Here is a 25,482-nt window from a genome sequence, read left to right on the forward strand (position 1 = left end):
ACATGTTCATTTATTTTCAGGAAATGTTTCGCTTTTTTACATTTAAATGATATAATATTTAGAGTATTTACAAACTTCTTGTAATAACAAAAGGGGGAACAATCATGATTCAAACTAAGGATATTATCGAACTTACAGACACATACGGAGCAAATAACTATCACCCACTTCCGATCGTTATCTCTAAAGCAGAAGGCGTTTGGGTAGAAGACCCTGAAGGAAATCGCTATATGGACTTATTAAGTGCATATTCTGCAGTAAACCAAGGTCATCGTCACCCAAAAATTATTAACGCTTTAATTGACCAAGCTAATCGTGTTACGTTAACTTCTCGTGCTTTCCATAGCGATCAATTAGGTCCTTGGTACGAAAAAGTTGCGAAACTAACTAATAAAGAAATGGTACTTCCAATGAATACAGGTGCAGAAGCTGTTGAAACTGCAATTAAAACAGCTCGCCGCTGGGCTTATGATGTGAAGAAAGTAGAAGCAAACCGTGCTGAAATTATCGTTTGTGAAGATAACTTCCACGGACGTACAATGGGTGCTGTTTCTATGTCTTCAAACGAAGAGTACAAGCGTGGATTCGGTCCAATGCTTCCTGGCATCGTTGTAATTCCTTACGGTGATTTAGAAGCGTTAAAAGCTGCTATTACACCAAACACAGCTGCATTCATTTTAGAGCCTATCCAAGGTGAGGCAGGAATTAACATCCCACCAGCTGGTTTCTTAAAAGAAGCTCTTGAAGTATGTAAAAAAGAAAACGTTTTATTCGTAGCAGATGAAATCCAAACTGGCTTAGGCCGTACTGGTAAAGTATTTGCTTGTGATTGGGACAATGTAACTCCTGACATGTACATACTTGGTAAAGCACTTGGCGGCGGCGTATTCCCAATCTCTTGTGTAGCAGCAAACCGCGACATTTTAGGCGTATTCGAGCCAGGTTCTCACGGTTCTACATTCGGTGGTAATCCACTTGCATGTGCTGTTTCTATCGCAGCTCTTGAAGTGTTAGAAGAAGAAAAATTAACAGAGCGTTCTCTTCAATTAGGTGAAAAATTAGTTGGGCAATTAAAAGAAATTGATAACCCAATGATTACTGACATTCGTGGTAAAGGCTTATTCATCGGTATCGAATTAAACGAGCCAGCTCGTCCTTACTGTGAACAATTAAAAGCAGCTGGGCTATTATGTAAAGAAACACACGAAAATGTAATTCGTATCGCACCACCTCTAGTAATCTCTGAAGAAGATTTGGAGTGGGCGTTCCAAAAAATTAAAGCGGTATTATCATAATAATAGAGAGGTTGTCCTACATGTTGGGACAACCTCTTTCTTTTTTTAGTAGTTTACTGTAGAGTTAGATTGAATATTCGGTTTATTTTACAGGGGGTAATTGTATGCTTTTGAAATACGGCAAACATATTAACTATTTAGCTACTATTCTCATTTCCATTACATTCATCGGATTCCTATTATCTATAACGTTACTCAGGTACTACTCAACACCTCATACATTCATGCTACTTAAAATCTCATTTTGGGCTGCTGTTTTCCTTACAGCTATCGGTTTTGGCCGCGAAAGAAGTTCTCTTGCCGTTATGCTAATCGGGATTTGTACGTTAATACTCATCGGATTATATATTTTTGCTATTTTAGATTTTTTCAATAACCCATGGCCATAAAAAAGAGCTATCTATTAATAAGATAGCCCTTTTCTTCATTTCACTACATTTCGCAAAGTACCAATTCCTTCTACTGTAATGACCACTTCATCACCAGCATGCAAAAACTTCGGTGGTGTGAAACCTTTTCCGACACCATCTGGCGTTCCTGTTGCGATAATATCGCCTGGCTCTAACGTCATTCCTTTACTTATCGTTGAAATGATTTCTTCTATTGAAAAAATCATTTTATTTGTATTTGAAGTTTGTCTTACTTCCCCATTTACTATTGTTTCAATGTGTAACGCATTTGGCGTTTCAACCATTGATTTATGAATTAGATACGGTCCCATCGGACAAAATGTATCGAAACTTTTTCCAAGAAAAAATTGTTTATGTTTCCTTTGAATGTCGCGAGCAGTTATATCATTTATAATGGTGTAACCAAAAACATGCTCAAGCGCTTTTTCTTTTTTTATTTGTTTCCCTCGCTTACCGATGATGATAGCTAGTTCTCCTTCATAGTCTAGTTCATTCGTTGCGTGGGGATGACTATTAATTTTTTCATCCATTCCAATAACTGTCGTCGGCGCTTTCGTAAAGATCATTATATTTTCTGGAATTGACTCTACTCCGCCCATTTCTATCGCATGCTCACGATAATTTTTCCCAACGCAAAGAATATTCTTCCTTGGCCTTGGAATTGGCGCTAATATTTTCACCTCAGTTAACGGATAATACGCTGCCCCTTCATTTTCCTTCGCCCAATTTACAATATCACATATTTTTTCAAAGCATTCGGTTCCTCTTTCAATACACTCTAACATTGTAATCGGAATCGTAACCTTTTCCCCTTTTTGTCTTTGCGCTTCTCTTACATGCAATACCTTTTCTTCCTCTTCATCCACAATACCTACAAATACCTTTTCATCTTTTTTCGCCGTTACCAAACGCAATATTTCCACTCTCCATCCTAAAACTCATGACCTTTAATTGTATTCGCATCCGTAAGAAAAAAACCTTCTCATGCACGCTAATTTTTACAATATTCTTCTCATATTCTATTCGTTACTCCTTTATATTTGGCATAAAATGTAGAAATTTTACTTTTTTTAGCGAAGGTGTTTCTTTTTTATTGGTTTTTTGTATAATATGTACTACATATATACTAAAAATTTCATTTAGAGATGGAGCCGATTTCAATGTTTGAGCAAGCGATTGAAAAAAAACGTGAAAAAATGATTTATTTTGCTGAACGCTACGGAATGACTTCTCAAAAAACAGTGGATTGTAGCCAAGAACTGGACAGGCTCTTAAATGTAATTTGGCATGTACATACGGATTTTCACCCTAATCAAACACTCAATACACACACGCAATAACGTGTGTGTTTCTTTTATAAAAAAAAAACACATTTTATTGAAAACGCCCATACAATAGTAGAAAAGAAAATTTTAAAAACGAAAGGTGTTTTGTATGCCAGCTATGGTCGGACATATTCGTATCGTCAATATTGGATCAAGTGGTATTTTTCATATTGGAGATGTATTTGCGATTAGGCCTATTAGTTATTCACGCGCTTTTGCTGGGGCCGGCTCTTTTAATGTTGGAGATAACGTTTCTGTCTACAATTATCAAAGCGCAACGACTGTCAATGATTCAGATGTAATTGATCAAGCGATAATTGGTTCAACTTAGAGGAGGCGATTACATTGAATTTTTATGTAAACCAAAGCATCATCATTAATAACATTAAAATTGATAGCATTACAACCTCTTCTGTATTCCAAATTGGTACTGCAGGAAGTATTAAAGCTCTATCTAAATTCTCAAATAGCGGTGGATTTACAGAGCCCCTTCGCCCATTGCAGGCGAAAGGACAAATTATTTCTATCAAACCATCAACTAGTTCTTCTTAAGACATCCTTGTCATAAATATATAGCAGGAATATTTTTACCCTCCCTACTGAAAAGGAGGTTTCACAAAATGAATCAAGATATATATACTTACTTACACCAACTTCAACAAGCTCTTCAAGCACAACAAGCAACCATCCTTAACCTAGAAGATCAAGTTCGCCAACTCCAAGAAGAGCTTAACGAATTAAAAAATCGCCCCTCCTCTTCTGTAGGAAAAGTGGAATACAAATTCGATCAATTAAAAGTAGAAAATTTAAATGGTACTTTAAATATCGGTTTAAATCCGTTTTCAGCAAAAGGACAGCAAATTGAAGATTTCCAAGTGGATACCGAAACATTAAAAGTAAATCCTGAAACAGATACAAACCCAGATTTTTACCAAGGCATCCTTCAGGAAATGCATCGTTACTTAGATGAAGAAGCATATAATCGAATTCTCCATTTTGAACAAGAAGAGAGAACGCCGCTTGATGAAATGTATCGACAAATGATGGTTGATGACATAAAAAAACAGATGGAGCATAGACTTCCTTATTATTTATCACAAACGCAATCCTATGAAGGAATTTCAACAGATCCAGATTATTTACGAGATATCATTATTCAAGCGATGAAACATGATATCGACAAAGCTTTCCTCTCTTTTATTCAACACATACCGGGCAATTTCCGAAAGGAGTAAGTATGTATGAATCTTAACGTTGTAAATCGCGAATTAAAAGTTGGCCAGATTAAAATGAACGGCGTATCGTCGTCCGCACTCTTTTTAATTGGGGATGCAAATTTCCTCATACTATCTTCTATTCTTGATACACCATTTGAAACTGTTACAGAGGGTCCATTTGTACCATTAGTCACAGATGTCCCTCCTACTCCAGGTTAAGGAGACTGAGAAACTATGTTACATCATGTGTCTGTTGTCCAAAATGTTTCTATTATTTCTTTAGGGATTAGTGCCGTATTTCAAGTTGGAGATGCCAATCAAATGGAATTAAAAAGTAGAGCTCTTGCCGTCCATAGGGAAATTCCTTGTTATATAAAAGGCGAAGGTCGCTTAGATGCATTTGAAATCTTTACAGATGAACACATCACAATCCCAAAACGAACGACAGATGTAAAATTAAACATTGTAAATGAATGCCCTTTTATTGAAGTAAACAATGTTGAATTGCGAACACTTTTAAATTCTGGTTGCTTTCAAATTGGAAATGTTGATTATGTTTTTAATAACTCTCGTATTATGCAAATCCGCCAATATATTACGGATGAACCTTCCGCACAATAATTCATATAGTAATTAAAAAGCTTAGAAAAGTAGGTGGATGGTATGCCTTCTGTTGTTGGAAACCTTGTCGTTCAAAACAGTAATGGATCTTTCAATTTAGGAGATTTTTATAACGTATCTCCGAAAGAAAACACGAAAGCGTATAATGGATCTGGAGCTTCCAATGTTGGATTTGTCGTGAACACTTTTAGCGGCGTTAGCGCAACAAATACGTTTGATTCTGATGTGGCCGATCAAGATCAGATCGGAACAGCGTAAAAAAAGTAGGAGATATTCTCCTACTTTTTTCTTTTATCTCATTCAAGATTATCAAAAAACTCCACTGTTTACTGTTTCATTTTATTTAAATGATAATCCGCTCTCCTCCAAAGCCTTTCTAAGCTTCGGCAAAGATGCTGGACCCATACCATGTAGTTTTAAAATCTCTTTTTCACTGTATTTTGAGAGTTCTTCTATAGTGTGAATTCCATGATGTTGTAACGCATTTCGTGCTGGTGATGACAGAAGGGAAAGTAATCCTGTTTTAGGTTTCTTTTCTTTCTCACAATCTGGGCAAGTTGGACAATCGCTACTTTTATAATACTCATGTCCCTGTTCACAAGTTCTTAACGTTTTTTCCATTGCCATTTTCAAGTCCCTCTATTCCTCAACTTTGACAACATGATTGCCATCAAAGAAGTATAAGCATTTCTCTTTCACAGGATGTTGCAAGCTTTTTTCAAGCGCCTTTGCATATAACGAAAGCTGTACTTTATATCGATCTTCTAAAATCGGTTTCGCTTGATCGAATCCGCCTGGGAACTTCCCTTCAATCGTATCCGTTTTGAAGTCGATTAAAGTGATACCATCTTCCTCTTCAATCATGCAGTCGATAACCCCTTGGACAAGAATTGTTTCATCACTCTTACCTTGCCAATCTTGATACGCCTCTTCTGCTGCAAGCATCATCGTAAATGGTACTTCACGCTCAACACTTTTCGCCGCTAATACCCTTTTACCTAGGTCACTGTCAAAGAATGAAATCACTTTTTCAATTGCTATTTCTTCTGCTTGTTCGAATGTTAATAGTTCCTTATTTACCATTCCGGCAATTTGCTCTTGAAGAACTTCAATCGTAATTGGTTTCTTCAAATCTACATGTTGCATAACAGCATGGACTGCTGTCCCACGCTCTGCGTACGTCAACCCTTTTTTCTCCATAAAACGAGGACGCGTTTTAATTGGTGCACGCAGTTTTTTAATAAAGGCATTATCGCTACCTTCTTCTGATTGGTAGTTTCTCTTTATTTCTGTAACAGACTGTTTCGCACGGTGAGATGTTGCTTCCTCATATCCGTACTTCCACATTAATCTGTCGTACACTTCTTCTTTCCGTTCACTTTGTAAGGGAACAGCTTTTTTCTCACGAAGTGCTTCTAACAATTCTTGTTTCTCTTCTTGAACCGGTTCCGGTGCAAGTAACGTTTTGCCGTCAACAACTTCCACTTTCCAGTTCGTGTCATATTCATAAATTTCATCTGGAATGCTTCCTTGTCCTAATTCAAGAAGCATTTCACTATCACGATGTCTATATAATGAAGGTGCAATCCAGTCTAAATAACAAGACGCTCCGGCACGTATATGGTCTGGTAATAACCATTCACTATGCTCCCTTGCATCGAGCCATTTTTCCATTTCTTTATTGGCATCTTTAACCGTTCCAATTAAAATTAACTTCTCTTTCGCACGCGTTAACGCTACGTATAACACGCGCATTTCTTCCGCGATTAATTCCATTTTCATTTTACGCTTAATTGCTAGTTGCGATAATGTCGTATATTTAATTCGTTTACGAGGATCGATAAATTGTGAACCGAAACCGAAGTCTTTATGCAGTAAGAAACGTTTCATTAAATCTTGTGTATTAAAACGACGACCTAGTCCCGCTACAAATACGACTGGGAACTCAAGTCCTTTACTTTTATGAATCGTCATAATACGAACGACATCTTCTTGTTCACCTAAAGCTCTCGCAGTTCCCATATCATCACCGCGTTCTAAAATACGCTCAATAAAGCGTAAGAAGCGGAATAATCCTCTAAACGATGTTGCTTCATATTGTCTTGCACGGTCATAAAGTACACGCAGGTTTGCTTGCCTTTGCTTTCCGGCTGGTAAACCGCCAACAAAGTCGTAATAACCTGTCTCACCGTACACTTTCCAAATTAAATCAGAAAGTGACTGTTGACGCGCGAATTCACGCCATCCTTGAAGTAAGTTATAGAACCACTGTAATTTATCATGTAGTTCTTGCTCTTCTTCAAGTGGTGCCCCTTTTAAGAATGTGCTCATCACTTCATAAAACGAACCTTTCTTCCCGTGAGCACGAAGCGTCGCAAGTTCCTCATCATTTAACCCAACGATTGGTGAACGAAGTACTGCGGCAAGCGGAATATCTTGCATCGGATTATCGATCACGCGGAAGACGTTCATCATAATATTTACTTCTGTCGCTTCAAAGTAACCAGTCGCAAGATCAGCGTATACTGGAATTCCTTGCAGCTTTAACTCTTCCATAATTTGCGGCGCCCATGGCATGGAGCGAAGTAAAATAACGAAGTCGCGGTATTGTACTTGTCGCATTTCATTCGTTTTGCGATCATAGACGGTATATCCTGAATCAACCATAGCCTTTATTCGCTGCGCCATAAGGCGAGCTTCAAGCTGTGCTTTTTCGACTTCTGCACCTTCTTCTCCGTCTATTAACTCTTCTTCCGTTTGCTGAATGCATAGTAGTTCTGCCGCTACATCTTCACCTTCTGGATAGGTAGCACCTAACTTTAATTCAGCGTCAGCATCGTAATCAATTTCTCCGACTTCTTCACCCATAATTTGTTTGAAAATAAAGTTCGTACCTGCTAACACTTCATGACGACTACGGAAGTTTTTCGCTAAATCGATTTTCATTCCGCCGTCTAATCCTTCTTGCGTAAAGCGTTTATACTTTCCTAGGAACAGGCCTGGTTCTGCTAGTCGGAAACGATAGATCGACTGCTTCACGTCACCTACCATGAACAAGTTCCCTTCACTCTCAGAATCTTTCGTTACGAATTTAATAATGGATTCCTGCACAAAGTTCGTATCTTGATATTCATCAACTAGTACTTCAGCAAATTTATTACGATATTGAAGTGCTACTGCTGATGGCTTCATTTCACCACTTTCACTTTGTTCACTTAAAATTTGTAAGCAGAAATGCTCTAAATCTGTGAAATCGACCATTCCTTTATCCCGCTTCATCGCTTGGAAACGCTCTGTAAATACTTTTACAAGCTGTACGAGTTTTTCTAATACAGGATGCATGTCTTGAAAATCTCGTAAGAAACTTTCAGGTCTGCGGCTAAATAACTCTTCTTGTAATTTCTTCACTTCATCTTTCGCTTTATTACGAAGAGAGTCTACTTGTTTTACAACATCCTCGTTGTAATCACTTTTCTTAATGCGCTTTAACGTTTGCCACGATACATTTTGCATCGCTTCATACACACTTGTCCATGACTCACGAGCAGCTGATGACAACGTTCCAAGTAAAACTGCATCAGCTTGCAGTGTTTCAACGCGGGGCGCCGGACCGTCAGGAAGCATTGCGAGTTCAGTCGCTTTACGAATATGTGTCTCTGCTGTTTCAAGCTGGAATTTCACATCTTCTAATAAGTAAGAAGCGTACACTAAATCTTCAATTGTCTTTCCTTCCACGTCGTATGCTTCTACTAATTTATCGAGCCATTTTTCCGGATTTGGATGCGCTCTTGATTCTGTATGAAGCGCTAAAATCATACGCTGTAAGTCATCATCACTACGGTCACTCGTATAACGGTCAACGAGTTCAAAGAAAATACTATTATCTTCGATTCCATACTCTTCTTCTAATATGTCATCTAACACTTCTTCTTTTAATAATTCGTTTTCTGTTTGATTCGCAATGCGGAAACGAGGATCAACATCAAGCATGTAGTAGTATCCTCTAATTACTTGTAAACAAAATGAATGGATCGTTGAAATAGAAGCTTTATTTAATAAGCTAAGCTGCTTTCTTACGTGCTGCGATCCTGGCTCATCAATTAATACCTTTTCTAACGCTTCCCCAATTCTGTTTTTCATCTCTTGCGCCGCTGCATTCGTAAATGTTACAACGAGCAGGCGGTCGACATCGACTGGATTTTCTTCATTTATAATCTTTTTAATAATACGTTCAACTAATACTGCTGTTTTCCCTGATCCAGCTGCTGCCGCGACTAATATATCACGTCCGTTCGCTACAACCGCTTTCCACTGGTCATCCGTCCACTGACTACCTTCTGGTTTTTTAGGCCAATTTTCAATCATTCTCCGCCAACCTCCTCTCTAATTTTCTCCATCGCTTCGCTATCTTTCATATCTTTTAGCGTACGGAACTGGTTATCTTCGAGTGATTCATCGAACTGACAAACAGATTTGAAGTTACAGAACGTACACGCCGCTTTATTCCCCTTCTTATAAGGAGCAATATCAATAACGCCTTCTGTAATGTCTTTTCCAATATTTTCAAACGTATGGTGTACGTATTTTTGAAGTACGTTAAACTCTTGTTCACTTGCAATACTCGAACGCGCACTAAAGCTACCGTCTTTTTTCAAACCAGCAGAAATAATATCAGAGCTTCCTGTTGAAAGTTTGTTATCCATTAAACGAACAACATCAGCATCTCCTAGTACGAGTCCTTTCATTTTAAATTTCTTTAAAATCTCTTTCTCAATTTCTGCTTCAGATGCGTCACCCTTCATCTCAACGATCGGGTTATGAATATGGAAGTACAGTACACCAGCCGGTGATGCAGTACCTCCCTTTTTCATCCACGTATGTGCATTTGAAGTAACAACATCTAAATACGTTAACATTTGAAGTGCTAATCCGTAATACACTTCTGTTAAGTCTAACGCTTTTGAGCTTGATTTATAGTCAATAATACGTAGGAACGTCCCGTTTTCATCTTCTGCCTTATCAACACGGTCAATACGGCCAACTACTTCCATCTTCACGCCATTTGGTAATGAGAATTCCATCGGCGGAAGCGATCCTGTACCGCCCATACCGAATGGCACTTCTAAATCAACTGGTACGAAACCACTTGACTTCGCATGTTCACGAAGAATGATTGATGTACGGAAAATGATTTGTTGTAGTTTTTGTTTTAAATAGAAATGACGATTTGAACTTAATAAAATTTGTCTTTGTAATAACGGTGCAATCTCTTCTATTACTACAGCAGAAAGATACTCACACTCTTTTATTGATAAATCCGCCCAAGTACGGTTTTCACGTAATAGCCTGTCCGCAATTCTCTTCAGCGCTGCATGGAATAGTTCCCCGATATCGGGTGCATCCAGTTTGAAAATGTCACGCTCTCTTAACGATAAACCGTGCTGCGCGAAATGAGCATATGCGCAACGGTTAAATAGTTCCATACGAGATACGCTTCCTTTTATTTTATCTCCATATAAATCTCTACTTACAACTGTACTTAGCTTTTGCGCACGATTTCGGTAGAATAAACTTGATAATACGCGGCTACTTTTTTGTTTCCATTCATCTGAAGTTACGTAGAAGTTATATACATCCCACCAAAAATCTAAATTCCCTTCAAATCCATATCGCTTCCACGTTTGAAGTTGCTGCATAACATATGACAACGTTACTTCTGGCGTTGCTACGTATGAAATTTGTTCCGAACGTGATAAATCATTTACGTCATTTGTAATAAATGTATCTTTCACATCAGGGAACATTCTTTTTATTTTCTTAATAAAGCTAGACGCAAGTAACGTCTTCCCTTCCTCATCTGCAAGCGGGCATGAAATATATAATTTCTCAGTTGCTCTCGTTACCATTTGGTACATAACGAACTGTTCTTCTAATAAGGTTTGTCTCGTCGTTGGTGCTAATTCGATACCTGCAACGCTAAGAACATCTCTTTCCTCATCAGAAAGCATCCCTTCATCCATCGGTGCTGCCGGAATAACTCCTTCATTCACGCCAATGACAAATGTTGCTTTCACATTTGATAATCTTGAACGATCAATATTAGCAATTAACACTTGGTCTAATGATGGCGGAATGTTTGCGAATTGAAGCGCCTCAAGACCTGTCGACATAACATCTGTGAACATAGAAAGTGACATTTTCTCTTCGCCAAGCATCTCAACGAACGTATCAAGAAGACTCATTACTTCTTCCCATACTTGCTCATGATCTGTCGCAAATAAAAAATCTCCGCTCTCTTCTGCACGAATACGTAATGCTTCTAGTTTTTTCGGAACGTCTAGCTCTTCTAAAAATAAATAAACAGCTTCGCACATTTGCATAACTGTTCCCGCTCGCTTCAGCCTTTTTTGCATACGAATAACAGGCGTTCTTACAACGTCGCGCAGTCGATTTATTCTCTCTTCCATTTCACGTTCACTGTCTGTAATCATCTCGTCCGTATCGTCAAGAGAACGATAGCGGCGATACATCCACGGATCCTCAGAAGTCCATCTCTTCCCTTGTACACCGTACGCTAAACAGTAGTTTTCAAACTCATCCATCTCTTCGCGCATCGTTTCTTTTCTTACGTCTAATGGATATAAAAGCTCTGTTTTCACGCAGCGGAACACTGCATCATAACGCCAATTCCCGCTAATAATCTCGAGTGCAGAACGAATGCATTCTACTAGCGGATGATGTGACATCGGGCGTTTTTCATCGATGAAATGCGGGATATTATAATCTGTAAATAGCGTTCGCATCACATCGTAATAACTTTCTCCGTTACGAAGAAGGACTGCAATATCTCGGTAACGATAGTCTTCATCCGCCACAAGTCTACGAATTTCACGCGCAACACCTTCTACTTCAGCTCGTAAATTCGCTGCTGTACTAATCGTTACACTTGCTTCTCCGTGAAACTTTTCATTTGGACGTGCTTCGTAATGCGTTTCTAAATGCGCTAATGCTTGCGAATGAAAACGCGGTTGTTCCATAAGTGGAATCGTTTTTTCAATTTCTATCTTCTCTTCACGCGCCACTTGCTTTATTTTTTCATACGTTAACGTCGTTTCATAAAATAAATCTAGTTCATTTACTGGCTGCGCTAACGTTTTTTCATCTATCGTTAACGTGATCGTAACTCTCGCACCGCAAATCATAAGCTGTCTTAAAATTTCTAGTTCTTGCGGTGAAAATGAATGAAATCCATCTATATAAATTTCAGCCCCATTTACATATTCAGAATGTGGAAGCTTTTCGACTAGCAATTGTAGGTAGTCTTCTGAATCCAAATATTTTCCGATTAAAGCACGTTCAAAATCATCATATAATAGTTGTAAATCATACACTTTATTCGCTAATAGCTTTTGTTCTGCACTGCTACTATGTGCGTCTAATTGTTGCCACATTTCATATACGTTAGATGGCGTCACATTGTAACGTTTAAACTCCGCAATCATACTACCAAGATGTTCAAAGAAACCGTTTTGCTCCGCTGCTTTTTGGAACACCGATAATCCATCTTTACGAGACTCTACAATTTTACGAAGTAACATATGTACGCCCGCTTCATCAATGTGAAGACGACTCGCTCCACCAACTTCTTGCAGTACCTTCCACGCTAATCGTGAAAAACTAAAAACTTGTGCCCGAATAGAACCTCTTACATCCTCACTCCCGATTAACGCCTGCTGCGTTTGGAATGTCATCTGTTCTGGCACAAGATATAATATTGTTTTCCCTCTTGGGCGTTGCTTTAGCTCTTCCTGCACTTCGTGTAAACAAAGTGTACTTTTTCCACTTCCCGCTCTACCAATCACAAATCGAAGTGACATGTAACCCCACCTTTCACTTACATAACGAACGTTAGTTTGCTACTATAATTGTATTATAGGACACGAAAAAAGACAAACATGTATAATGACGATACCCCATCTCAAAACATAAAAATACAACCGCTAAAGTATTTAATTACATAGAAAAAGCTGCTCATATAAGCAGCTTTTTCTATGTAATATTTCTTACTCCACTTTAGACAATATCTTTTTTTGAAAAGCTCTTTCTTCCTCATCTTTATATCCACTTGATATAACTTCTTGAATATCGTCATGGTTAAATAAATAAGTAAAATCAGGACTAATATAGCCCTCTGGGTAAAAACATCCCATATAGTCAAATTTTTTCACTTTATCTGTTTCTACTTGTTGTTTACGCCCATAAATCATGAGTTTCTTGGTTCCTTCTTTTAAGATTACGATAGAGCCTATAGGTAGAAGATGTGAATTCATTTCCTTCTCCTTTCCTTTCTTGTAAGATTAGATTTTTGTTGAACCTGTTTCATTTTTGAATGCCCTGTAATAAGATGTTTTTTAAAATCAAAATAAAAATACACATGGACACTCGCAAACAAGAAAATAACCGAGAAAAATGACAGTAAGATAATTAGCAAAATCGCTAGAGAATCTTGACTTAAAATTCCTATACTAATTTGACCAACAATGTAGCCTACACCTGAAAAAACACCGACTTTTGAAAATTTCACCTTCTGATCATTTATACCCATTAAACGAGCTGTAAAATATTTAATCCACAATTGTCCGGATTTATAAACAACCAAACAGTATACTATAAATGATAGAATAAAAAATAAAGGTGATTCCAATCCTATTAACTCGTAAGCTATTTTTTGAACACCTATAAAACTACAAAATGAAATGCTAGTTCCAACAAATCCAGAATATAGTAAATGTTGTAATTGAGGCTGCTTAGGTTTGTTAATAAAAATCCAAATTCCCCACAAGTTACATACTATAAAAAATGGAAGCGCCAAGTAAAAATACACATTATATATTGGTGGAAATACAAAAATTATAATCAATAACAAAAAATTCATAATAAACCATACAAAGGCTCCGACAATATTTCTTATATCAAATGGTAGTAATATTCGTATGCCATCATCTATATTTTTAAAGTTATATTTATCCATTATGCACCTCATAGAAAATTAAAAGATTTCATCTAAAGCAGAGCCTATTCCAGATTTAATTCGGTCTTTTATAGAGTCTTTTTCACCATCATTATTCCAGTCCCCTTTATCGAACTTAATTCCATCCGTTATTATGCTAGATACTACAGAAGCGGTAAAACCTACACCAGCCCCAATCACAGTTCCAATGGGTCCTCCAATTGCTGTACCGACTGCAGCACCCGCCCAAGTACTAGCAGCAGTAGAACCTACTCCAACCGCTACATCACCAACAATGTCTCCTACAATTTTACTACTGCTTGCATTACTTTCCAAATTTTCTTTCGTATCTTTAAAGACATCTAAACCGGTACTTATATATCCTAATGCGTTATTTTTTAACGATAATGATTCTTTTAATAATGCACCTGGTTTTAACACATAACGTTTTACTTCATCAATTGTTTTAGCTTCCTCTAATGGTAGCTTTGTTCTTCTAATAACGTTATTACCATCTTTTCCTTTAATAAGTGTACGATTTTCAAATCGCACCATAGGTTTTCCTTGATTATTTGTATATGGTGTCGCGCGAAAACCTTGGTTATGCCTTTGAGCAATTTGGTATGCCTCTTGACCATCTTTAAAGGTTCCAAATGCGGTTAATCCGGCTCCCATGGGGTTTTCTTTCCATTCATCAATGCCTCCCCCAAAAGGACTTAATAAGTCAACACTATCTATTTTCCAATCTCCTAATGAAACTTCTTGTTGATCAGTTTTCTCAAAACGATCAGCAATACTTCTTAATGATTTGCTATGTGTTTTTAAATCATTCGTTACGCCCTCTAACATTGAACCTGCATATAAAGCCTGATTCAATACAGCATCCCTTCCAGATACTTGAAAGGGTAAATCCATTAATTGCTGACTCAAACGTTTATGTGTTTCAAATACTTCATGAGCTGCACGCTCTATATTAGAAGCTAACCCCCTTAAAAGGGCAGGAGTAACTTTAATTTCTTTACTCATTTTGATTCACCACCTATTGATTTAAGGTACAGAACCATTTTTTTGATTTCTTCGATAATTGCAAAAATATCTAGACAAATAACATTCGTTTGCTTCTCTCCCCTTTCTAGTATTTTTTGGATAAGCCAATATTGGTTTTGACTATACATATACTGAATACTATCGGTATACCATGCATCCTTTATATAATAATGAGTTTTAACTGTATTTAACTCTTCACGATCACATATAATATTCACTAATTCTTTAACATCATTATCCGAATAATATCCGAATAATTCCGATAAATCCTTTTCTGATTGATTTAAAAAATCTTTTTCATATACGGCGCAAGGAAGTTTAAATGTATGATTCGAATGTGGAAAAGTATTTTTAGACTGCAACGCTTGATATATAAATTGCCATGCTACCTCAGGTATTCCACACTCTCTAAATATACATTGTTTTTCACCGTTAACATCTGTTATTCTGTTATGTATAACTTTTTTATCAGTAAAATAAAAGACGTTCTTTTCTTTAATGTCGTTTTTGTTTATCTGTACTTCAATAACAAAACCTGTAGTTAGACAAATACTAAAATATTCTACAAGTTGTTGTTCACAAAATACTTCGTCTTCTTTTATTATGAGTAATTCTTTTCCCCTCCAGTGGTCATACATTATATCTAATTCTTTATCTATTTCTTCGTCTAACCAATTTTCAAATGGATTCTCAATTCCAATCATTGTTTCATGATCAAATATACCCGTTAATACATATACTTCTTTGCTCGATAACGTAAGAGGCTCAATATTCAAACATCCCCACTCCCTAGCTTAATATACGGTCCCTAAAAATTATAATACAATAAAAAAATAATTGTATCTAGTAATCATTAATTCATAAAAAGTATCTTACTCGCTAATTACAAATTACGATTTTATTGAAATTCATTCCAAAGTAAGTCTACCTTATAGTAAAAAGGTTAACCAACAAATAGTAGAAACGTTCAAAGAAGTACAGATTAAACATGAAAATTTCAGAAGTTATCATTACCAATTATATAACGATATAAAAATTGTTTTTATCCTTGGTCATGATACCAGCTAAACATTCTCATTAGCAATAGATTGAAAAAATATAAAGTAAAAAAAGACAAACATAATTGTTTGTCTTTTTCTATACTTCTACCTATTATATCAACCTTTTGAAAAATTCGTTTGCACCTCTTGAATTGGCCAATATCGTAAATCAACTTTACCGACAACTGTATCAGCTTTTACAAACCCAAAGTGTCTACTATCCCAACTCCCGAGGCGATTATCACCTACTACAAAAATATATCCCGGTGGCACCGATTCTTCTTTCGTTAACTCTTCTAGTTTAAAATCACCTGTTAGTTGTCGTCCATCTATCTCTTTCTTATACGTTTCTAAATAAGGTTCATCCACGAATTGTCCGTTTATATATAGTTTATCATGCTTATATTCAATTTGATCCCCAGGTAAGCCGATAATTCGTTTTACGTAATCCTCTTTTTTATTCGCATGAAACACAACAACATCAAACCTATTCAAGTCCCCCACTTGATAACTCACCTTATTTACAACGAGCATATTGCCATCTTGTAATGTCGGCATCATTGACTTCCCCTCTACAACGTACGTTGAAAAGAAAAACGTTCGAAAAAATACAGCTAATAATACACCAATTAAAATTGTTCGTATCCACTCTATGCCTTCTTTTTTCAAAGTTTTCTTCATCCGCTTCTCCCCTTATCCTTTAATCATGAAGCTTTCCTTTACAAAGAAGACTATTCTTAATGTAGTTCTAACTTTACTTCAATTTTCTTACCGACATACCACAAAATAAAAATACCAATTGCTACAATGACTGATTTCACCGGATTATGAATAAATGACATTAAATCATGACCGATATACGTTAAAATAAAAATCATCACAAGCTTTCCGAATGCAAGCGCGAGGCCAAACTGCTTTACACTTATGCGAGATAAACCAGCGACAACATTTATAAGCGCAGACGGTGTAAACGGAAAACAAAATATGACGAAAATTGGCGCAAACCCTTTCCTTTCAATCCACCCCATTGCCTTTCGTACTCTCTCATGCTTATTTACAAAAGAAAAGAAACGACTTCGACCAAAATGGCGGATAATGAAAAAGACAAGTAAGGCGCCCATTACTGATCCAAGCCAAGAATAAAGAAAACCGAGCCAAAATCCAAATGCAACAGCATTCGCCAGTACAAATACGATGAGTGGCAATGCCGGAATCAACGCTTCTATCATCGGTAAACCAATACCAAGAAGTGGTCCGAACGCTTTATAGCTTTCAACAATATGATCCATATTTTCTGGTGAAAAATACTCTTTGATTGTCTGAAAATCCATTCTACACTTTACCCCTTTACTCTAAGTACTACCTCTACTGTATCATTGCTTATATGAAAGAGGAAATGGTAGATACGACATATGGAGATGTAATTATTAAGTTTCCATATCTTTCATTAGAATTCCTTCATTATTACGCTATGATAATCTATCAATATTCGACAGGACGTTTCGCAGTTTTAGAAGTGACACTTTTGTTTTGTTGACAAATTCCTCAGTAGGTGAAATTATATCGGGGATTTCTCAAATATATCGACTTACCGATAAAAACTGACAAATAAAAAAGATGGGGATTTTTCCCCATCCTCTTAAACTTCCTCTTCTTTCACAAAATATACTTTCTCGTATGCTGGTTTTAATCGAGATTCTTGAGTTTTATCAATCTCTTTAAAACAAGGATTTCCTTGTTTTTTTCTACGATCTTCATATTCAGTACGCAATTTCGCTGTACGATTTAGTTGATTTTCAAAACTGCTTTTTGATATTTCTAATTTCACAGCAAAGCCATTTATAAATCTAACAATAACATTTCCATCTTTTAACTCTTTATTACTTTCAATATAAAAATGAGACAACCAAGCGCACTCTTTTCTAGAGTAAGAATAAGTAGGAAAAAAATAAAGTTGATCTGCTGGACTAATCGCAATCGGTGCTTTATGTGTAATATGAGTTAACTCTTTCGTTCCTTCTTTTCTGCCTAAGAAACTAGAGCCATGCTTGCGGCAACTTCTTTCTATAATATCTAGGGGCTTTTGAAATACGAAAAAAGAATCTTCCATCTCAACAACTCGTGTAACGATTTTCTTTTCACTTAGAATAACAGGAAGTAAGGCCATTGTATTTTTATTTACCACATAGTTTTCGACATAGCGTTCTACTTTACTTTCCATATTCTACTGTCTCCTTTTTTCTATTTATATTAGCAGCTGCATATATAATTTTAGCATCTATGAAAAGGAAATGGCTTACAGATTCCGCTTTTTTACAATACTTTATCATTTATCAAACATCTTTTAAATTATAAAATAACAATATAGTGTTTTTGTAATAAAAACCTATATAAAATGTATTTATACTACCAATAAATATTTACAACTGCTTCCTCATTTCGCATCATTACGACAATTAACTTTGCTATAATTAAAAGGAAAATCCAATATATGGAGGTCCACTATGGAAGAAAAAGAAATGCAACCAACGATTCAAATGAAAAATAGTAGCATTGTGATCGTGAAAAATTCAGCTAGTATTATATTCGGTTTGTTTTTCATTCTACTATTCTTCGCAAAGCCTTTTCGTAAATCGAAATGCTCTGAATGTAAGAAACGTGAGAAGAAAAAGATTGGAAAAGAAGAGTAAAAGGCCTTCCATTTTGGAAAGCCTTTTACTCTTCTTCGTCCTCAAAAAAACCGACTATTTTTTCTTATTCATCTAAAACGGGCGAATGAGATTTCTTCAATCGTATTGTGTAGATCTTCTTTATTCCCACTACGAACATCGAGTATGACTTCATTTGTATACTTTTCCCCCAAATATACTCATTATGCTCGTATATTACAGCAAAAAAAGGATGGCAGCAGCCATCCTCTTTCCATAATGAACTATAAAATTATAGTTTGATTACGTTTTTAGCTTGAGGTCCACGGTTACCATCTTCGATTTCGAAGCTAACTTTTTGACCTTCTTCTAGAGATTTGAAACCTTCAGTTTCGATTGCAGAGAAATGTACGAATACATCGTTTTCGCCTGGAACTTCGATGAAACCGAATCCTTTTTCGTTGTTAAACCATTTTACTTGTCCTGTTACTGCCATAATTATTTCCTCCTAAAGAAAACACAATTTATTTTAGTCTTCCTGTATAAAAAAAGAATCCACACATTATCAAACACGAAACATAAACTAGTTCTCACATACTTTTTCTCGTTCGTTTTTCGGCACTTGATAATATATGGATTGCTTAATTTAACTATTCAACTGACTTCATCATAGCATACTTAAAATGAAATGTACAATCTTTTTTGAAAATAACTGACAAATTAAATTGATTGTACATTCGTAAATAATTGATTTTAGTATGTGCGGATTTCACTATGAAGTGAACACAAACATCATTTGAATACGATTACATCCCTTGTTCTGAAGTGTTACAATATAATCGTACAGTCGTTATATTGGAGGGGATTATATGTCAAACTACACCAACGAAGAAAAGCTTACAGGGGGAAATGTATCAAATGTGTATCGTTCTGAAAATACTGTTCGGCGAGAATTAAAGCCAGGTAGTGCAAAAATTCATACATTATTACAGCACTTAGAAAACAAAGGGTTTCATCATGCTCCAAAGTTTTTAGGTGTAGATGAAAAAGATAGAGAGATTTTATCCTTTATTGAAGGAGACGCTGGGAATTATCCTTTAAAAGAATATATGCGATCTAATGATGTTTTAAAGGAAATAGCAAAGATGCTCCGCCTTTATCATGATGCGGTAAGTGACTTTCCCTTATCAGATGAATGGCAACCGATGGATCTTACTTCAAATAACATTGAGGTTATTTGCCATAACGATTTTGCTATATATAACATTATTTTTCATGATGAGAAACCAGTAGGTATTATTGATTTCGATGTTGCTGCTCCTGGTCCGAGAATTTGGGATATCGCTTATACGCTTTATACTTGTGTACCTTTAAGTAGAGTGTATTATACAGAATCGGGTGAGGCAGTTCATTATGAATCGGCACAACATGCTAGCCGTATGAAAGAAAGAGTGAAATTGTTTGTCCAGTCCTACGGTAAAAGTATGGACGAAGATTACTTAGGAATAGTGTTACTACGATTAGAAGCATTATGTACATATATGAAAAGAAAAGCACAAGAAGGCGACTTAAATTTCCAAAGAATGATTGATGAAGGACATTTAGAGCATTATAAGAAAGATATGAAGTTTATTCGCGATCATAGAGCTGAGTGGATTTGATAATATCGTCTTTTTTGTCGGTAAGTCGATATATTTGAAAAACCGTTGATGTATTTCCATTTACTCTCGAATCGTTCCGAAAATAACAAGGGCACCCTTTAAAAAGGTGCCCCTTCCTTTTATTTCGTAAACTGTGCTTCCTCTGTAGAACCTTTTAACGCTGTCGTTGATGAAGTACCGCCTGTAATAACTTGTGCTACTTCATCAAAGTAACCTGTTCCTACTTCGCGTTGATGACGAGTTGCAGAGTAGCCGTGTTTTTCTGCTGCGAATTCTGCTTGTTGCAGTTCAGAGTACGCTGCCATGCCGCGCTCTTTATAGCCACGTGCTAATTCAAACATGCCGTAGTTTAACGAGTGGAATCCAGCTAGTGTTACGAACTGGAACTTATAACCGTAAGATGCGATTTCTTTTTGGAAGCTTGCAATTGTTTTTTCATCTAATTTTTGTTTCCAGTTAAATGAAGGTGAACAGTTATATGCAAGCAATTTCCCTGGATGCTCTTTATGAATTGCATCCGCAAATCGTTTTGCATCTTCTAAATTTGGTTCAGATGTTTCGCACCAAACGAGATCTGCATAAGGAGCGTATGCTAAACCACGTGCAATTGCTTGATCAAGACCTGCTTTCGTACGGTAAAATCCTTCTGGAGTTCTTTCACCTGTAATAAATGCTTTATCAACTGGATCGATATCGCTCGTAATTAAATCTGCTGCATCCGCGTCTGTTCTTGCAACAATAATTGTCGGCACTCCCATTACGTCTGCTGCAAGGCGTGCCGAGATTAAATTACGCACCGCTGTTTGCGTTGGTAATAATACTTTTCCGCCTAAATGGCCGCATTTTTTCTCTGAAGATAATTGATCTTCAAAGTGCACACCTGATGCACCCGCTTCAATCATACCTTTCATCAGTTCAAATACGTTTAGTTGTCCGCCAAATCCTGCTTCTGCATCTGCTACAATCGGTACGAAATAATCTGTATCATCGCTTCCTTCCATATGCTGAATTTGATCCGCACGTTGAAGTGTTTGATTAATTCGTTTCACTACAGCAGGTACGCTGTTCGCTGGATATAGACTTTGGTCTGGATACATATGTCCAGAAAGGTTCGCATCCGCAGCGACTTGCCATCCACTTAAATAAATTGCTTTTAGCCCAGCTTTCACTTGTTGCATCGCTTGGTTTCCTGTTAATGCGCCAAGTGCGTTAATATAATCTTCCGTATGAAGCGATGACCAAAGCTTTTCAGCACCGCGGCGCGCTAATGTATGTTCAATATCAATTGACCCACGCAAGCGAATTACATCTTCTGCCGAATACGGACGTGTAATCCCTTTCCAACGCTTATCTAGTTCCCAGCTCTCTTGTAATTTCTCAATTCTTTCGTTTTTCATTTGTTCCATCCCCTTTTCACTTTATAAAATTTCATAACCTGGTAATGTTAAAAATGGTACGAATTCATCATTTCGAACGAGATTTGTAAACAACGTTGTCGCCTCTTGGAATCTCCCTTTCTTAAAGGCTTCCTTACCAATCTCTCTTTCTATTTTTGCTAATTCTTCTTCTTTTAGCTCTTCCATCAATTCAAGCGTAATATTACGGCCATCATTTAGTTCTCCACTTTCATGGCGAATCCATTGCCATACTTGTGCCCTAGAAATTTCCGCTGTTGCCGCATCTTCCATTAAGTTATAAATTGGTGCTGCTCCCCGTCCGCTTAACCAAGATGCAATATATTGAATGCCTACGCTAACATTTAGGCGAAGCCCCTCTTCTGTAATCGTTCCCACTGGTACTTCTAATAAATCCTTTTCTGTAACATGTATTTCTTCACGTTTTCTAAAAATTTGATTCGGTGTTTTCATAATGTGATTAAATACTTCCATCGCGACTGGTACAAGTCCCGGGTGGGCAACCCAAGTCCCGTCATGACCGTCTAAAGCTTCGCGCTCCTTATCTGCACGCACTTTTTCAAAAGCTGCTTCATTCGCTTCTGGATTGTTTTTAATCGGAATTTGTGCTGCCATTCCTCCAATAGCTGGTGCATTACGACGATGACACGTTTGAATGACCTTCAAAGAATACGCGCGCATAAATGGCGCCGTCATCGTGACTTGCGCTCTATCTGGAAGCAAAAATTCATTATGATTACGGAAACTCTTTAGAAAGCTGAAAATATAATCCCATCTTCCGCAATTTAACCCAGCAGAATGATCTTTAAGCTCATACAAAATTTCATCCATTTCAAACGAAGCGTGAATCGTTTCCAGTAATACCGTCGCTTTAATCGTTCCGTTTGGAATACCGATATATTTTTGTGCAAATACGAAAACATCATTCCATAACCTTGCTTCTAAATGGCTTTCCATTTTCGGTAAGTAAAAGTATGGACCGCTTCCTTTTGCTAAAAGAGCTTTCGCATTATGGAAAAAATAAAGTCCGAAATCTACTAAGCTACCAGACATATTCTTCCCATCAACTTGCATATGTTTTTCTTCTAAATGCCATCCTCTTGGACGCACAATTAATACTGCTGTTTTACTATTTAAACGATATTCTTTTCCATTTTCATTTTTATGCGAAATCGTTCCCTGCACTGCATCTCGTAAATTTATTTGACCTTCAATCGCATTTTCCCAAGTTGGTGAATTCGAATCTTCGAAATCTGCCATAAAAAGATGCGCTCCTGAATTTAAAGCGTTAATAACCATCTTTCTATCCACTGATCCAGTAATCTCTACGCGGCGATCCTCTAAATCTTTTGGCAATTGAGCAATTGTCCAATCCGCTTCACGTATGCGCTTTGTTTCTTCTAAAAACTTCGGAAACTCTCCTGCATCAATTCTCTTTTGTTTCTCCGCACGCTTTTGTAAAAGTTCTATGCGGCGCTTATTAAAATTTTCATGTAGTTCCTTTAAAAAACTAAGCGCCTCAGGTGTCAATATTTCGTTGTACGCTGGTAACATTTCTCCGGGCAATGTAACCCGTGAAGTTTGCGTCGACATATTAGCATCCCCTTCTTAAACTGTTTTATAACAGATTTGATTTTATGTTTTATATTATATAACAAATCTTCAGAAAAGGAAGTTTTTTTTGAAAATTTAATTGCTTTTTTTACAAAACTGTATTCTTCCACCGGCATTACATATAAAAAAAGAAGCCAGTGTTATACAACACCGGCTCCTTCTTTATTATTTATTTAAACATTGAATTAAATAAGAACTGAGCATATTGTTCACGTGTTACTTTCATGTTCGGAGCGAAGTTACCCTTTCCATCTCCTACTGAAATACCATTTGAACCTACTGCATTAATCGCATTTTCTGCCCAATGTCCCTTTGGTACATCTTTAAATTTTGCTGTTCCTTGTACTTGTAATCCAAATGCTCTTGTAAGAACTTGCGCCATTTCTGCACGTGTTAACGTAGCTTTTGGTCTGAAGTTTCCATTCTCGTCACCTGTAAAAATACCTAATTCTGTTACTGCTAAAACTTCAAAAGGAAACATCGTTGAGTTATCATCAACAATATCATTATATGGGCTTTCTAATACCTCATCTTCACCAAATTCTTCATCAAGATCTAGTGCGCGATAAATTAAAGCGGCTACTTGTTCACGATTTACGTTATGTCCAAAACCGAACACACCATTTCCGTAACCAAGCATAATTTCATGTTCTGCTAAAGTTTGAATTGCTTCATAAGACCAATGTCCTGCTGGTACATCTTTAAAGATAACTGGACTTGCTTGTTGTGGCTTTGCAGCTAATTCAGCTTTTGCTGTAGTCCCCTCAGCACTAAATGCTACTCCACCCATAATTGTTAAAGCTGTTGCTACTTTTAAAATTTTTTTCTTCAAAGTATTCTCTCCCTAAAAACATATTTTTTTCTAATATAAAGAATTAACGAAAGCGTAACAATACAATTCCCATGTGATTTTTGTCTAATTTATGAACTATATTTCATATACTTTTATTTACACTCTATTAATAATAAAGTTACTAAATCGCATATTTAAACAAGAAAAAGTTACTTTATTCAATCTCTTCTTATCCACTAAATGCCAACAAATAAATTATGAACAGAAAATCGATATACTTATAAATAATATAAAACAAGAAAAAAGCGTGGGATTCCCGCGCTTTTTTCTTGTTTAGTATTATATTGATATAATTTAAATGTCCTTATATTTTAACTTTTATTCATAATCTTCATCTTTTACAGGAAAATAAAAAACAGCTCTATTTAAAAACGTTGCATATTGCTCACGTGTTACAACTGTATTCGGTTCAAATTTCCCATTTCCTGTTCCTACTATGACATGATTAGACTGCAGTGCACTAATCGCATTTTTTGCCCAATGATTATTTGGTACATCTTTAAATGTATGGTTTTTCTTTACCTCAAATGTAAATGCCTTTGTAAGAATTTGCGCCATTTCTGCACGTGTCACAGGTGCGGCTGTTCTAAAGTTTCCTTTTTCATCACCTTCAAAAATACCATGCTTTGTTAATACTAAAATTTCATCTAAAAACATTGTTGCCCTCTCAGAAATATCTTTGTATGGATTTTTTAAAGGTCCTTCTTTTTTCAAATTCAATGTACGATAAAGTACTGCAGCTACTTGTTCTCGTGTTACATTATCTCCTACACCAAACTTACCATTTCCATAGCCTAACATTACTTTATTGTATACTACGTCCATTATATCGTCATATGCCCAGTGGTTTACTGGAACATCATCAAAAACAATCATTTCTGGATATTCTTCTGCTTTTACGTTTGGAACATTTGTACTTACAAACAAGCTGCCCATAATAGTTACCGTTGCCATTATACGTAACATGTTCTTCTTCATTGCCCTCTCCCCTTTATCTCCATTTGAAAAAACGGAAAATAATAGACTGAAATCCTTTCCAATATTACATATGTTGCCTTCACACCCATTATGCAATATATTACATTTAAAAAATCTATTATTGTGAAAATCACTACTAAAGGAGAGCCAATTCGCTCTCAATTTCAATTTTTATACCGAATTGTACGCAAATCATTTCCCTTTCCTATGGTTATTTAAAGGTGTTTCTATACATTAAATATTCTACTTTCTAAAAAAGAAATCCTTCACATTTTAAAAGTTCATTTTCTAGACAAAAAACGCAAATATATGTTGTTACTCCTTATATATCGACGTTTCGACAAAGAA

At 36.4% G+C, this 25,482-nt stretch carries 27 protein-coding genes; 11 read left to right on the forward strand and 16 right to left on the reverse strand.

Annotation, left to right across the window (positions count from 1 at the left end; translation table 11 throughout):
- Nucleotides 1-104 precede the first annotated feature (104 nt).
- Nucleotides 105-1,295 carry an ornithine aminotransferase gene (rocD, locus tag QCI46_RS21850; protein WP_000616656.1) on the forward strand — a complete coding sequence of 397 codons (1,191 nt, stop codon included), beginning with the start codon at nt 105-107 and terminating at the stop codon, nt 1,293-1,295.
- Between the two features lie 104 nt (nt 1,296-1,399).
- Nucleotides 1,400-1,684 carry a hypothetical protein gene (locus QCI46_RS21855; protein WP_046958323.1) on the forward strand — a complete coding sequence of 95 codons (285 nt, stop codon included), beginning with the start codon at nt 1,400-1,402 and terminating at the stop codon, nt 1,682-1,684.
- Nucleotides 1,685-1,719: 35 nt separating this feature from the next.
- Here QCI46_RS21855 and QCI46_RS21860 read toward each other — a convergent pair whose 3' ends face one another.
- Complete coding sequence (locus QCI46_RS21860) at nt 1,720-2,619, reverse strand: fumarylacetoacetate hydrolase family protein (protein ID WP_353841365.1); 900 nt, start codon at nt 2,617-2,619, stop codon at nt 1,720-1,722.
- A gap of 246 nt (nt 2,620-2,865) precedes the next feature.
- Between QCI46_RS21860 and QCI46_RS21865 the strand changes: the two genes are divergently transcribed.
- The 7 genes from QCI46_RS21865 (at nt 2,866) to gerPF (ending at nt 5,126) form a co-directional block, all read left to right on the forward strand.
- Nucleotides 2,866-3,045 (forward strand): aspartyl-phosphate phosphatase Spo0E family protein, encoded by a 180-nt coding sequence (locus QCI46_RS21865; RefSeq protein ID WP_000462847.1) that lies wholly within the window; start codon nt 2,866-2,868, stop codon nt 3,043-3,045.
- A gap of 94 nt (nt 3,046-3,139) precedes the next feature.
- Nucleotides 3,140-3,361 carry a spore germination protein GerPA gene (gene gerPA / locus QCI46_RS21870; RefSeq protein ID WP_001111187.1) on the forward strand — a complete coding sequence of 74 codons (222 nt, stop codon included), beginning with the start codon at nt 3,140-3,142 and terminating at the stop codon, nt 3,359-3,361.
- A 14-nt stretch (nt 3,362-3,375) separates the two neighbouring features.
- A complete protein-coding gene (gerPB, locus tag QCI46_RS21875; RefSeq protein ID WP_353841366.1) occupies nt 3,376-3,582 on the forward strand; it encodes a spore germination protein GerPB in 207 nt (68 codons plus the stop codon).
- 68 nt (nt 3,583-3,650) lie between these two features.
- Entirely contained in the window at nt 3,651-4,265 is a 615-nt protein-coding gene (gerPC, locus tag QCI46_RS21880; RefSeq protein WP_001070746.1) for a spore germination protein GerPC, read from the forward strand.
- 6 nt (nt 4,266-4,271) lie between these two features.
- Entirely contained in the window at nt 4,272-4,466 is a 195-nt protein-coding gene (gene gerPD / locus QCI46_RS21885) for a spore germination protein GerPD (protein WP_001052804.1), read from the forward strand.
- A 15-nt stretch (nt 4,467-4,481) separates the two neighbouring features.
- Nucleotides 4,482-4,868 (forward strand): spore germination protein GerPE, encoded by a 387-nt coding sequence (locus QCI46_RS21890; protein ID WP_046958325.1) that lies wholly within the window; start codon nt 4,482-4,484, stop codon nt 4,866-4,868.
- A gap of 42 nt (nt 4,869-4,910) precedes the next feature.
- The gene (gerPF, locus tag QCI46_RS21895; RefSeq protein WP_001141570.1) at nt 4,911-5,126 is read left to right on the forward strand and encodes a spore germination protein GerPF; all 216 of its coding nucleotides are present in this window, start codon (nt 4,911-4,913) and stop codon (nt 5,124-5,126) included.
- A gap of 81 nt (nt 5,127-5,207) precedes the next feature.
- Here the strand turns inward: gerPF and QCI46_RS21900 are convergent, their stop codons facing one another.
- From QCI46_RS21900 to QCI46_RS21945, 10 genes are all read right to left on the reverse strand, one after another.
- A complete protein-coding gene (locus QCI46_RS21900; RefSeq protein ID WP_353841367.1) occupies nt 5,208-5,495 on the reverse strand; it encodes an RNA polymerase alpha subunit C-terminal domain-containing protein in 288 nt (95 codons plus the stop codon).
- A gap of 12 nt (nt 5,496-5,507) precedes the next feature.
- Nucleotides 5,508-9,233, reverse strand: a complete 3,726-nt coding sequence (gene addA, locus QCI46_RS21905; RefSeq protein ID WP_353841368.1) for a helicase-exonuclease AddAB subunit AddA — start codon at nt 9,231-9,233, stop codon at nt 5,508-5,510.
- Complete coding sequence (gene addB, locus QCI46_RS21910) at nt 9,230-12,745, reverse strand: helicase-exonuclease AddAB subunit AddB (RefSeq protein ID WP_353841369.1); 3,516 nt, start codon at nt 12,743-12,745, stop codon at nt 9,230-9,232. Before addB ends, addA begins: the two co-directional genes overlap by 4 nt.
- Nucleotides 12,746-12,931: 186 nt before the next feature.
- Nucleotides 12,932-13,198 (reverse strand): DUF4176 domain-containing protein, encoded by a 267-nt coding sequence (locus QCI46_RS21915; RefSeq protein WP_353841370.1) that lies wholly within the window; start codon nt 13,196-13,198, stop codon nt 12,932-12,934.
- Entirely contained in the window at nt 13,195-13,899 is a 705-nt protein-coding gene (locus QCI46_RS21920) for a hypothetical protein (protein ID WP_353841371.1), read from the reverse strand. Before QCI46_RS21920 ends, QCI46_RS21915 begins: the two co-directional genes overlap by 4 nt.
- An 18-nt stretch (nt 13,900-13,917) precedes the next feature.
- Nucleotides 13,918-14,904 (reverse strand): WXG100 family type VII secretion target, encoded by a 987-nt coding sequence (locus QCI46_RS21925; protein ID WP_097890483.1) that lies wholly within the window; start codon nt 14,902-14,904, stop codon nt 13,918-13,920.
- The gene (locus QCI46_RS21930) at nt 14,901-15,701 is read right to left on the reverse strand and encodes a hypothetical protein (RefSeq protein WP_353841372.1); all 801 of its coding nucleotides are present in this window, start codon (nt 15,699-15,701) and stop codon (nt 14,901-14,903) included. The genes QCI46_RS21925 and QCI46_RS21930 overlap by 4 nt, the downstream gene beginning before the upstream one ends.
- 381 nt (nt 15,702-16,082) lie before the next feature.
- Nucleotides 16,083-16,646: a signal peptidase I gene (gene lepB / locus QCI46_RS21935; protein ID WP_353841373.1), complete on the reverse strand. Its 564-nt coding sequence runs from the start codon at nt 16,644-16,646 to the stop codon at nt 16,083-16,085.
- Between the two features lie 56 nt (nt 16,647-16,702).
- Complete coding sequence (locus tag QCI46_RS21940; protein WP_000347517.1) at nt 16,703-17,296, reverse strand: TVP38/TMEM64 family protein; 594 nt, start codon at nt 17,294-17,296, stop codon at nt 16,703-16,705.
- 308 nt (nt 17,297-17,604) lie between these two features.
- Nucleotides 17,605-18,186, reverse strand: a complete 582-nt coding sequence (locus tag QCI46_RS21945) for a competence protein ComK (protein WP_353841374.1) — start codon at nt 18,184-18,186, stop codon at nt 17,605-17,607.
- 283 nt (nt 18,187-18,469) lie between these two features.
- Between QCI46_RS21945 and QCI46_RS21950 the strand changes: the two genes are divergently transcribed.
- Nucleotides 18,470-18,655, forward strand: coding sequence for a hypothetical protein (locus tag QCI46_RS21950; protein ID WP_000391438.1), 186 nt, complete (start codon nt 18,470-18,472; stop codon nt 18,653-18,655).
- 250 nt (nt 18,656-18,905) lie between these two features.
- Here QCI46_RS21950 and cspA read toward each other — a convergent pair whose 3' ends face one another.
- A complete protein-coding gene (gene cspA, locus QCI46_RS21955; RefSeq protein WP_000301521.1) occupies nt 18,906-19,109 on the reverse strand; it encodes an RNA chaperone/antiterminator CspA in 204 nt (67 codons plus the stop codon).
- Between the two features lie 373 nt (nt 19,110-19,482).
- Between cspA and QCI46_RS21960 the strand changes: the two genes are divergently transcribed.
- Entirely contained in the window at nt 19,483-20,274 is a 792-nt protein-coding gene (locus QCI46_RS21960; RefSeq protein WP_353841375.1) for a phosphotransferase, read from the forward strand.
- 119 nt (nt 20,275-20,393) lie between these two features.
- Here the strand turns inward: QCI46_RS21960 and aceA are convergent, their stop codons facing one another.
- From aceA to QCI46_RS21980, 4 genes are all read right to left on the reverse strand, one after another.
- Nucleotides 20,394-21,671 (reverse strand): isocitrate lyase, encoded by a 1,278-nt coding sequence (gene aceA / locus QCI46_RS21965; RefSeq protein WP_097907353.1) that lies wholly within the window; start codon nt 21,669-21,671, stop codon nt 20,394-20,396.
- A 21-nt stretch (nt 21,672-21,692) separates the two neighbouring features.
- Nucleotides 21,693-23,282 carry a malate synthase A gene (gene aceB, locus QCI46_RS21970; protein WP_353841376.1) on the reverse strand — a complete coding sequence of 530 codons (1,590 nt, stop codon included), beginning with the start codon at nt 23,280-23,282 and terminating at the stop codon, nt 21,693-21,695.
- A 190-nt stretch (nt 23,283-23,472) separates the two neighbouring features.
- Nucleotides 23,473-24,135, reverse strand: a complete 663-nt coding sequence (locus QCI46_RS21975) for an S-layer homology domain-containing protein (RefSeq protein ID WP_137052176.1) — start codon at nt 24,133-24,135, stop codon at nt 23,473-23,475.
- 339 nt (nt 24,136-24,474) lie between these two features.
- Nucleotides 24,475-25,134: an S-layer homology domain-containing protein gene (locus QCI46_RS21980; protein ID WP_353841377.1), complete on the reverse strand. Its 660-nt coding sequence runs from the start codon at nt 25,132-25,134 to the stop codon at nt 24,475-24,477.
- Nucleotides 25,135-25,482 lie beyond the last annotated feature (348 nt).

Origin of the sequence: Bacillus cereus group sp. RP32 (assembly GCF_040459735.1) — a bacterium.
Taxonomy (GTDB): domain Bacteria; phylum Bacillota; class Bacilli; order Bacillales; family Bacillaceae_G; genus Bacillus_A; species Bacillus_A wiedmannii.